This is a genomic window from Paenochrobactrum gallinarii (genome assembly GCF_014205685.1).
GTDB lineage: Bacteria > Pseudomonadota > Alphaproteobacteria > Rhizobiales > Rhizobiaceae > Paenochrobactrum > Paenochrobactrum gallinarii.
This window is the reverse complement of record NZ_JACIIU010000019.1, coordinates 19,681-30,525: the sequence shown is the minus strand read 5'-3', so window position 1 is coordinate 30,525 and position 10,845 is coordinate 19,681. Positions and strand designations below refer to the sequence as shown.

8 protein-coding genes and 1 pseudogene are annotated in these 10,845 nt (G+C 47.5%); 8 read left to right on the top strand and 1 reads right to left on the bottom strand.

Annotation, left to right across the window (positions count from 1 at the left end; translation table 11 throughout):
• Window positions 1–494: pseudogene (locus tag FHS77_RS16265) on the bottom strand (transposase); the annotation flags it as partial.
• A 65-nt stretch (window positions 495–559) separates the two neighbouring features.
• Here FHS77_RS16265 and FHS77_RS13655 point away from each other — a divergent pair.
• The 8 genes from FHS77_RS13655 (at window position 560) to FHS77_RS13620 (ending at window position 10,712) form a co-directional block, all read left to right on the top strand.
• Window positions 560–826 (top strand): hypothetical protein, encoded by a 267-nt coding sequence (locus tag FHS77_RS13655; protein WP_184224309.1) that lies wholly within the window; start codon window positions 560–562, stop codon window positions 824–826.
• Between the two features lie 422 nt (window positions 827–1,248).
• Entirely contained in the window at window positions 1,249–1,509 is a 261-nt protein-coding gene (locus FHS77_RS13650; RefSeq protein ID WP_184224307.1) for a hypothetical protein, read from the top strand.
• A gap of 198 nt (window positions 1,510–1,707) precedes the next feature.
• Window positions 1,708–2,820, top strand: a complete 1,113-nt coding sequence (locus tag FHS77_RS13645; RefSeq protein WP_184224306.1) for a hypothetical protein — start codon at window positions 1,708–1,710, stop codon at window positions 2,818–2,820.
• A 1-nt stretch (window position 2,821) separates the two neighbouring features.
• Complete coding sequence (locus FHS77_RS13640; protein ID WP_184224304.1) at window positions 2,822–3,781, top strand: site-specific integrase; 960 nt, start codon at window positions 2,822–2,824, stop codon at window positions 3,779–3,781.
• 186 nt (window positions 3,782–3,967) lie between these two features.
• Window positions 3,968–5,482, top strand: coding sequence for a type I restriction-modification system subunit M (locus FHS77_RS13635; RefSeq protein WP_184224302.1), 1,515 nt, complete (start codon window positions 3,968–3,970; stop codon window positions 5,480–5,482).
• Window positions 5,472–6,701: a restriction endonuclease subunit S gene (locus FHS77_RS13630; RefSeq protein WP_184224300.1), complete on the top strand. Its 1,230-nt coding sequence runs from the start codon at window positions 5,472–5,474 to the stop codon at window positions 6,699–6,701. Before FHS77_RS13635 ends, FHS77_RS13630 begins: the two co-directional genes overlap by 11 nt.
• A complete protein-coding gene (locus tag FHS77_RS13625; RefSeq protein WP_184224298.1) occupies window positions 6,698–9,991 on the top strand; it encodes a type I restriction endonuclease subunit R in 3,294 nt (1,097 codons plus the stop codon). The genes FHS77_RS13630 and FHS77_RS13625 overlap by 4 nt, the downstream gene beginning before the upstream one ends.
• Entirely contained in the window at window positions 9,978–10,712 is a 735-nt protein-coding gene (locus FHS77_RS13620; protein ID WP_184224296.1) for a YgjP-like metallopeptidase domain-containing protein, read from the top strand. The genes FHS77_RS13625 and FHS77_RS13620 overlap by 14 nt, the downstream gene beginning before the upstream one ends.
• Window positions 10,713–10,845 lie beyond the last annotated feature (133 nt).

The window sequence follows — 10,845 nt, the reverse complement described above, 5'->3', positions numbered from 1 at the left end:
CATGATGATCCCCTGTCGTTCCAGCATGACGTGAATACGCCGATAACCGAAGCGCCGTCGTTCGGAGGCCACTTGTTTCATTGCTTCACGAATATACGCATCATCAGGACGCTTACGACGATAGCGCACACTTGATCGATCAATACATAAAACGGCACACGCCCGACGCTGGCTCACGGCATACACTTGGCAGACGTGAACAACTGCGTCTCGCCTGGCATCGGGCGTTACCATTTTTTTGCAGCGACATCTTTCAAAATAGCATTGTCAAGCATCGTCTCAGCCAACAGCTTTTTTAGCTTGGCATTTTCTTCTTCCAATGCTTTCAGTTTACGCGCATCGGAAACCTCCAGGCCACCAAACTTGGCTTTATATTTGTAAAAACTAGCGCTGCTAATCCCATATTTGCGGCATACTTGTGCAGTGGGCGTTCCCGCTTCCTGCTCTTTAATCATCCCAATTATCTGTTCATCTGAAAACCGTGAGCGTTTCATTGTCCATCTCCTACCAAGGATTGGACTCTACCAAAATCTGGAGGAGTTTGCGGGGCTCACGTCACATGGTGCAAACATTTAGCACTGACGCACAGGATGTTTTATCGTGCCTTTTAACATTGAGTGGCTGGCAACAGTTTATGGCACAGGCCAAATCAGAAGGGACGGCTGAGCATTTTTATCTCTGGCCTAATCTCAAAATCATCCTGAAACATCCACATATAGCCTTAGAAACCTATTTGAGCGTACAGCAGTCTGACGGGAAAATTACTATAGCAGAGGCTAATCGCATAATGAAAAAGATTTTGAAAATGCAACCAAAGGACGCCTAGTAGCCCATGTCCATTTCTCTATGTCTCTCTTAAGTATCTTTAATAACTTATCTATATAACCAGGGGGACAGAGAAACGGACATGTAGATAAGGCTCGAATGTCGCTACGCTCCATTCTCACTCACGGGAATGGACAATGAAACTCAAGAACGGCAAAAATAGGGATACTAGGAATAAACGCGCACGTGAGACCAATTTAAACATCAATTATGAGCCAATGATTTTTTCGTACTTTGATTGCGGGCTAGCACAGCCTTTCTAACCAACTTGATTGCGTATCACCAACTGTACCAGCCATCGCCACCATTGGTGACGGGATCACATTTTCATGCTCTGAAGACACATGAGTGTCGAACCGTTCCCCCCTTAATAATTATCGTCAAAATGACGCTGGGCGGAAAAAGCATGAAGGGTGTAAATCAATGTCAAAATCTAATGAAATTAAAGTCATGGCAAAACCTCAGGGGCGTATTCAACGATCAGTGTTGGAAGCGCTACAGCAACATCCAAGCCTGACTACAACTCAGCTGGCGCAAATCGCCTATGGCCGTGATGGTGAGTTTGAAAACCATGACATTATCCGTGCTATCAACGGCCTCATTAAACGCGGCTTCAATTTCATCAAGGTTCGTAAAGGGCTGGTGAACCGCTCTGGTTACGTTTATTTGTGGTCACTGAATTAAACTGTATTGATGGCGTCATATGCCATGTCTCATGCTTTTGGCGGGACACGGCGGCGGACAAGGCAGTTCATGCTGAACACGTGGCAAATATCATTTTAAGCTGACCTGCCTTTTTTCATCCGAAATTGCATAAATCATTGGCTTTAGACCGCTCCAAGTTAACGTTTTCCATGAGGTAATAATCAAGGAAAAGCGTTGATGACAAAATATGTAAATGACCCCCATGCAGCAGAAGCTGGGGTTTATAGCGATAGCGCATGGGATGTGGTAAGCAATCTTGACCCGTGGGTCGCTTCCAGCCTGCTTCAAAAAGCTATTCGGCGGGGTGACGTGGCATTGGCCGTTGCCGCAGGTTTACGCCTGCATCAATTGCGTGGAGCAGCGATCTGGTCGCGTTTACTGCTCATCACCATTGAGGATATCGGTATAGCCTCCCCCGATGCGCTGTCATTGGTGGTTAAAACTGCCAAATTGAGTCGTGGAGCGCCGAACGGTGATTTTATCGGGGCACTGGCCAATATAATCGAAACGCTTGCCCTTGCGCCTAAATGTCGATGTTCTGATTATCTGGTTTGTGCTGCTCGTTATCACCCCGCATATGAGGATGAACTCTGTATGGTCGGGAAACATACGGTAGACCAGCGGATAGCAATGGCGGTCGATAGTTCACTACCGATCCTTACCCGTGCAATTGCAGCATGGTATGCCTCAGGTTTGAACTGGTCAGGCGAAAGCAGGGTTGGTAAAGGTGATTTACCACAGTTGATGGCAGCCTTTGCCAATGCAGGTGTGCCGGATAAATTCCTGTCAGATGTAGCCTATGCTTGTGGGCGAACCCGCCATCCAATCGCAATCATGCTTCCAGTATTATGGGCAGCAGCACATTCATCTGAGAATTCGGTTTGGCCTTATACGACTGATGTAGCTCTACCCGTTTCACCTGCAATCCGTGGTGTACCTGCCTATGCTTATGACAAGCACACTTATGCCGGTAAAGCAGCTATTGGGCGGTTTGCATTACAGAATGATCAAGTGGCTGAGGTTCTGAGCAAATGGGTTGCTGACTTCCGTGCGGCTGATGCAGCAGCGATGGCAGCTTTCTATGTTGATGCCATTCCCGTGCGACCGCAATTTTTATGGCAAGGTTCAGCTGATCTTGAGCGTCTTGGCCGTGAAGCTGACTTTTTCAAGATTGGGTTTCCAATTGACGGGATTGAAGAACTTGTTGAGGCGGTTAGCCACAATCTCGGTCAGTTAAATGCTCTTCGTGCTCGGCGCTTGTTGGCTAAAACCGATAAGGGGGCAAAATAACATGCATGACAGTGGACAAAATTCGAATAAATATGATTGGGGTCTAACGGCCTCTCATTTTCCAGCTCTGCCAAGCGGGGTTCAGGATTTTCTCTCACTTTCCCTATCGGAAAGCACTAAACGAAGCTACAGGGCAGATTTAGCCCATTTTGAAGCCGCTGGACGCATTCTCCCTGCATCGCCGTCGGACATAGCATCTTATATTGCCGAAATGGCTGGTCATTATGCAGTGGCCACTATCGAACGAAGACTGGCATCTCTAGCGAAAGCACATCGTACCCGTGGTTATGATGATCCTTGTAAGGCTGAATTGGTAAAATCCACGTTGCGCGGCATTCGTCGTTCATTGGGGACGCAACAAAGACAGGCTGCTGCAATCCTGCGTGATGATCTCTTTGCCATGCTCGATAAGCTGGGTGATCACCGCCCTAAAGATATCCGAGACCGTGCTTTACTGCTGTTAGGCTTTGCAACAGCTATGCGTCGCTCAGAGCTGGCATCCCTTGATATTGATGACATTGAGTTTATTCCCAAAGGCATGCTGGTAATCTTACGCCGATCTAAAACGGATCAAGAAGGCCAAGGACGCAAAATTGCTGTACCGCTTGGCAGAACAAGGCATTGCCCTGTCACGGCTCTGAAAACGTGGCTGGATATGCTGGAACGGCCATCCGGTGCCATTTTCGTCTGCATCAATAAACACGGACACATATTGCAACGACGCATATCCGGTGAAGCTGTAAGCCTTGTCGTTAAAACACGGATAGCAAATGCGGGATATGATCCAAAACCATTTTCCGGTCATTCATTGCGTGCCGGCTTTGCAACATCCGCAGCACAGGCAGGTGCTTCTACATACAAGATCAGACAAACCACAGGCCACCGTACCGAAAGCAGCCTGTCACGCTATATCCGTGATACCGACCTTTTTACCGATGCTGCAATCACACGGCTTTTATAGCTGGCAATAATAATGCCTTTTGGCGGCTAACAAGGGGCAACTAATTTTTAAGCGCTTGAGACTCTCGTTGCAAAGTTCCAGATTATGAGTACACCTCAGTTATTGATATCTGTGCTGGCTGTCCTTTAACAGATCAATGATCGCAATGAATTGCTTTGATCATTACAGCATAAACGGGGAATTAAGTTGAATAGCCGTATTACTCAAGACACCATCAATAAGGCAGCATGGGCTGCATGTGACACATTCAGGGGCACCGTAGACGCTTCCATCTACAAAGATTACGTGCTTACTATGCTGTTTCTGAAATACATCTCAGATGTGTGGAAGGATCATTATGCAGCCTATGTTGAACAGCACGGCGATCACCCTGAATTGATCGAAGCGATGATGGCACAGGAGCAATTCGTTCTTCCCCCAAAAAAAAGCTTCGACGCCCTATATAGCGACCGACACAAGCCCGGAAACGGTGAGCGCATCGACAAGGCCCTCCATGCCATTGAAGAAGCCAACGGTGATAAGCTTCGGGATGTCTTTCAGGACATTTCTTTTAACGCCAACAGGCTTGGCGATGAAGAGCAGAAAAATGATATTCTGCGTCTCCTGCTTGAAGACTTTGCAAAGCCAGAATTGGATCTTCGTCCGAGTCGCGTAGGCAACCTCGATATTATCGGTGGGGCTTATGAATTTCTGATTTCCAAGTTTGCGGCATCTGCGGGAAAAAAAGCAGGTGAATTTTATACACCGGCAGAAGTGTCGTCGCTTCTCGCTCGTCTGGTTGAGCCACAAGAAGGCGATGATATTTGCGATCCTACATGCGGATCAGGTTCTTTGCTGCTCAAATGTGCCGGTGAGGTCCGCAATAATACCAACGGCAAGGCCCATTATGCGCTGTTCGGACAAGAGGCCATTGGGTCCACTTGGGCGCTCGCTAAAATGAACATGTTCCTACATGGTGAAGCAAACCATCAAATCGAATGGGGCGACACCATTGGCAACCCGAAACTGAGAACGGGCGATGATACCCTTCGTCATTTCGATGTGGTCGTTGCCAATCCGCCATTCAGCCTTGATAAATGGGGCTCAGAGAAAGCTGAAAAAGATCCCTTTGGTCGCTTCCGGCGTGGTATTCCGCCAAGGACCAAGGGCGATTATGCCTTCATTCTGCACATGATTGAGACGTTGAAGCCTAAAACCGGACGCATGGCTGTTGTAGTACCACACGGCGTTCTGTTCAGAGGGGCGAGCGAAGGCAGGATTAGGCAGAAGCTGATTGAAGAGAACCTACTTGATGCCGTGATTGGTCTGCCAGAAAAGCTTTTCTTTGGCACAGGCATTCCCGCTGCAATCCTTGTCTTCCGAAAGAAAAAAACTGACACGGATGTCCTCTTCATTGATGCAAGCCGTGATTATATGGAAGGCACGAACCAGAACCGTCTGGGTGATGAGCAGCTTGACCGCATCTTTGCGGCCTTCGATGACCGCAAGACTATCGAAAAATATGCTTACCTTGCGTCCCGTGAAGATATTGCGGCCAATGACTTCAATCTGAATATTCCACGTTATGTCGACACCTTTGAAGAAGAAGAAGAAATTGATCTTATGGCTGTGGTAGCCGAACGTGAAACACTGAAAGCGGAAATGGATGAGCTTGAAGCGAAGATGGCAGGGTATTTGAAGGAGCTTGGTTATGGTTCCTGAGGGGTGGAAAAAACGACGACTGAGCGATGTTGCGACTTTTCGGAATGGATTAAATTTCTTGAAGGATAGCGGTGGACAGAAAGTAAGAGTGGTAGGAATTCCTCACTTTTGGCGATGCCATAGCATGACATCGTTCGGCGCCATTGAGCCAATAGCTGTCGGCCGACTCGGCGAGGACGACTTCTTGCGTTCAGGCGACTTATTGTTTGTCCGTTCCAATGGGAACAAAGACCTCATTGGTCGTTGCATGTATTTTCCATTAGTGGAGGAGCCTGTGTCTTTCTCGGGCTTCACTATTAGAGGGAGATTTAATGGCGACGCTGCCCTTCCAGAGTATGTTGCCTCGTTAATGAGGACGCGTCCGGTCACAGATCAAATCAGCCGTGGCGGGGGCGGTACTAACATTTCCAACCTCAGTCAAGCGATCCTTTCATCAATTATCGTCTGTTTACCCCCCCTTCCCGAACAAAAGAAGATCGCGGAAATCCTTTCGACATGGGACAAGGCTATCGAAACGACGGAAAAACTGCTTGCCAATGCGGAGGCACAGAAGCGCGCTCTGATGCAGCAATTGTTGACCGGAAAGAGGCGCTTGAAGGGGTTCGAGGGGAGTGAGTGGCACCAACAAACGTTAGGTAATCTCGGGGAAACTTATGGTGGATTGACAGGGAAATCTAAAGAAGATTTCGGTAGTGGGGCACCCTATATCACTTATATGATGGTTTTTGGTAATTCTGCGATTGATTTAAACAAAGTCGAGCACGTCCAAATCAATGTTAATGAACGTCAGCATCGAGTACTGAAAAACGATATTTTTTTCACAACTTCGTCGGAAACTCCCGATGAGGTCGGTATGTCTAGCATTTTGCTAGATGAACCAAACGAATGCTATCTTAACAGTTTCTGTTTTGGATACCGATTACACAACTATGATGCCCTCATTCCAGCATTTGCAAGGCATATATTTCGCGGCTCAGTTTTCCGCAAAGACATAAGAAAACTTGCTCAGGGTGCAACGCGATATAACCTTTCCAAACGAGAATTGATGAAACTGAAAATTCAGTTACCTTCACTTCAAGAACAGAAACAAATTTCTGATATTTTGGATACGGCAAACGATCAAATCGGAGGCCTGAATAAGCACTTAGCTCAAATAAAAAAGCAAAAAAACGCCCTCGTGCAGCAACTTCTCACAGGCAAACGAAGGGTCACTGTATGAGCCACACCGAGCGACCTAGAACTGACGAAGAAAGCCAAGCAAAAATCCCGGCTCTTGCGCTGCTGGTGAAACTGGGCTGGGAATATGTTTCTCAGAACAAGTGCTTGATTGAACGTGGAAGCGAACACGCTGTTCTAATGACCGGTACACTGAAGCAATGGCTATCGGCTTATCGCTTCACATATCGCGGAAATGAATACCCTCTTTCGTCAGGCGCAATTGCTAATGTTATTAAGGCGATCAGCGATACAGGCCTCACCGAAGGCCTATTGGCTGCCAATGAACGCGTAACCAAACATTTGACGCTTGGTATCACCATCAGTGAATTCATGCCTGATGGTCACAAGCACTCCGTCACAGTCCCAGTGATCGACTTTGAGACACCTGAACGCAACCTTTTACACGTCACAGAAGAGCTTTCCGTCGAACGCGAAGGAATGCATGGGCATTTTCGTCCTGACATCGTCCTTTATGTGAATGGCATCCCTCTTTGCATCATTGAAGGCAAACGGCCCATAGGCACTAACCCTGACAAGAATATGTTGAAGGAAGGCATTTCACAGCATCTACGCAATCAGAAAGTAGATGGCATAAGACCGCTCTACGCCTACGCACAGCTTCTGCTATCAATTTCCGGCACTGAAGCGCGTTACGGCACCATCGACACGCCCTTGAAGTTCTATGCTGCTTGGCGCGAAGAGGAGTTCACTGCCGATCAACTGAATGCACTCGTGAACAAGCCCCTGAATGCTTCACAGCTTAGCGCCTTGTTTGCAGATCGCTCAGCCGCGTCACGCCGATACTTTGATGCGCTGTGGTCCTCAGGCATTGTTGCAACTGAGCAAGATACGGCAATTACAGGACTATTGACCCCAGTCCGTTTCCTAGAATTCATACGATACTTCATTATATTTGACCGCAAAGCCGGGAAGATTGCGGCGCGTTATCAACAAGTTTCAGGCGTCAAATCGATGCTCACTAGAGTTAGCGAACGCTCGCTTGAAGGTGCGCGTGAAGGTGGTGTTATATGGCACACCACCGGATCAGGAAAATCCTACACCATGGTATTTTTTCTGAAAGCCTTGCTTATCGATGATGAGCTTTCACGCTGCCGCTTGATTGTCGTGACTGATCGTGTTGATCTTGAACGCCAGCTTGCAGGAACATTCATATCAGGTGGCGCATTCGGCTCTGCTGTTGCTACCAAAAAGGAAAGCGCTAACGCGAAAGCGGAAACTGGACGCGATCTTGCTAAGCGTATCGGTACTGGAACTGAGCGTATAACCTTCACGCTGCTGCAAAAGTTCAACAGTGCTACGCGCTATGATGAATGTCATAATGAGTCCTCAGATATTATCGTTCTCATTGATGAAGGCCATAGAAGTCAGGGCGGTGAGAACCATGAAAGAATGCGTAAGGCGCTGCCCAATGCAGCCTTTATTGCGTTCACAGGAACGCCGCTACTGAAGGACGATAAAACACGCAATAAGTTTGGCCCGATCCTTCATGCATATACAATGCAACGCGCCGTAGAGGACGGAACGGTAACACCGCTCCTCTATGAAGAGCGTAAGCCAATGGTTGATATTAATGATGACGCAATTGACAATTGGTTTGATAAACGCACGACTGGCCTAACAGATGAGCAGAAAGCAGACCTGAAGAAAAAGTTTGCAACGCGTGGCAGCATTTATGGCGCGCATAACCGTATTGAACTCATTGCCTTAGATATTGCAGAGGATTTTTCCCGCAATTGGAAAAGGTTGGGGCTCAAAGCCCAGTTGGCTACAGACAGTAAGCGTTCGGCGATCCGCTATAAAGAGGCTCTTGACACAACAGGGCTTGTGACTAGTGCAGTAATCATTTCTGCCCCGGATACCCGTGAAGGCCACGAAGACACGTCTGAAGCCAAGACCCCTGAGGTTCAAAAGTGGTGGGCCGCAAATGTCGGCTCTGATCCAGAAGGATACGAAAAACGCACAATCGAAGACTTTGGAACAGACGGGAGCCCCGACATCTTAATCGTCGTTGACAAGCTGTTAACAGGTTTTGATGAGCCACGTAACGCTGTCCTCTATATCGATAAGTATTTACGTGAGCACAATCTCTTACAAGCAATTGCCCGTGTTAATCGACTGCATGAGCAGAAGCCATATGGCTTACTCATTGATTACCGGGGTATTCTAAAAGAACTTGACACATCCCTGACAGCCTATCAGGATCTTGCTGAGCGCACTCAGGGTGGCTTTGATGTTGATGATATTAATGGCATCTATGCCAGTATGTCGACTGAATATAAGCGCCTGCCTGCTCTTCATGATGCAGTCTGGGCAATCTTTTCAGTCGTGAAGAATAAAAGAGACCGCGAGCAACTCCGCCGTGTTCTAGTTCCCGACACCAAGCTTGGTGAAGATGGAGCAAGTTTTGATCAGAACCAGAAAATTCGTGAAGATTTTTATGCAGCCCTGACCGACTTCGGAATGTGCTTGAAGCTGGCATTATCATCGCGATCGTTCTTTGAGGACGCTTCATTTGATGAGGCTACGATAGCGCAATACAAGTCAGATTTGAAGTTCTTCACTGAGTTACGGATACAGGCAAAGCAGGACGCACAAGAAACAGTCGATTTCTCAGCCTATGAGAAGCAAATCAGAGATCTTGTGGACCGGCAGGTTATCGGTGTGAATATTGAAGAGTCAGAAGGGTTAATTGACCTTAGCAATCCTTCTGGGGAGAAAACGCTAAATGATCCGACTTCTTGGAGCGATGATAAGGCACGTGCTGAAACAGACGTGATTAAAACACGACTCACCAAAACCATTGAACAAGACTTTGCTGAAGACCCTTATGCACAAACAGTTTTCTCTGCCTTGCTCAGAAAAGCGATATTGGAAGCGGAAGCCCTATTCGACAACCCGCACAAACAGTTTGTTGTCTTCAAAGATCTAGAAGAGCAAACCAAAGCTCGCGCAAATCCAAACGTCCCGGAGCGCTTTGGCGATAATCGTCATGCCACGGCTTATTTCGGCCTGTTTCCATTGGTACTCGGAGAAACGGTTGTTCCGGATCGCGGTGAGGACTGGCTCGTCGCAGAAGCCTTTCATATAGACACAGTCGTCAAGAATGCTGTTTCCAAGCACTCGATCAACCCGATGAACGTTGAAGCAGAGATAAGGCGCGAATTGCTGCCACGCTATTTCAACGAGCTGAATGGTTTGGATAAATCTAACAGGCTCATTGATAGCGTGATTGAAATTGTTCGACTTGGGGTCAGCCGTGGCTCATTCTGAGCATTTTCTTCGCTACGGCGAAGTTGTCATACCCTACAAGATTAAGCCCTCAGCAGGACGCAGTGAGAGCGTACGCATCCACGTCCATCCCGATGGGATTGTAGAAGTTGAAGTGCCAGAAAGCGCGAGCCAAGCAGATATATCAAAAGCTGTCCAGAAACGCGCTCGGTGGATTTATGATAATGTGCACGATGCAAAGAAGCGCTTTGAGCATGTTCTGAAACGCGAATATGTCAGCGGAGAACAAATCCTCTATCTTGGCAGGCGGTACAGCCTAAAAGTCCGTCAAGTGCCGCGTGAAGAACGGTCAGTGAAGCTAAAAGGCGCGCTTTTAGAAGTCGCTCATAATCATGTTTCAACAGCCGCAATAAGAGCCCGTGTCCGCGCATGGTACAGAATGAAGGCGCAGAATTACTTTGCGCAACGCATCACTGTCATCGCCAGCCGATTGCCATGGCCTCAGGAAGTTCCATCATTTCAGTTAAAGGAAATGAAAACACGTTGGGGCACCTGTGCAGCTGGAGGGTTGATCACCCTCAATCCTTTTCTTGTCCGAGCATCCCGTGAAAGCATTGATTATGTGATAACACATGAGCTTTGCCATCTGCGCGAGCACAATCACAGCCCTGATTTTTTTCACTTGTTGAGCCGCTCAATGCCACAATGGGAGGCGGTTAAGCGATCCCTTGATGAAAAAGCCGAGATTATTTTGAACGATTGAGTCCTGAATTTTCAATGATAGCGTGTATCATAAGAATATTCTGACTTTCTCAACTTGGACACCTAACTATTATCAAGACCTATGAAGACTCTTTCATTGAGGCTTATAGCTGAGCAGAAATGACCATCAACTT